The sequence below is a fragment of the Bradyrhizobium sp. Unk1 genome (assembly GCF_059512345.1).
The window spans coordinates 1-491 of record NZ_JCAMOP010000228.1 but is presented as its reverse complement, the minus strand read 5'-3'; the positions used below and the strand labels follow the sequence as shown (position 1 = coordinate 491).

Annotated in this window: 1 pseudogene; it reads left to right on the top strand. The window is 64.0% G+C overall.

Going from position 1 to position 491, the window contains the following annotated elements:
* Positions 1-345: pseudogene (locus AC5ZFO_RS48265) on the top strand (DUF3108 domain-containing protein); the annotation flags it as partial.
* Positions 346-491 lie beyond the last annotated feature (146 nt).

Below are 491 nucleotides of genomic sequence, written 5' to 3'. Positions count from 1 at the left end.
GATAGCTGCCGCACCAGCGCGGGCATTTTCGACGGCCGGCTGCGCTACGATTTGAAGCTCGATTTCAAGCGCGTGGAGATGGTCAAGGCAGAGAAGGGCTATCAGGGCCCGGCGCTGGTGTGCGCGATCTATTTCACGCCGATCGCGGGCTATATCCCCGACCGCCCGGTGATCAAATATCTCGCCGAAGCGCGCAACATGGAGATCGCCTTCGTGCCGATCGCGGGCACGCGCATCCTGATCCCGTTCCGCGTCAAGATCCCGACGCCGTTCGGGCTCGCCATGCTGGAGGCGACGTCGTTCGTGACGTCTGCCATGCCGCCGCGGGTGGCGAAGACGCAGTGAGGCTGGGCTGGTCGCAAGGAGATGGACCGAGTGCTCCGCTCGTCATTGCCGGGCTTGACCCGGCAATCCATCTTACGAAGAGCCCTTCTCTCGATGGATGCCCGGGTCAAGCCCGGGCATGACGAGCCGGGCAGATCGTCGAATCC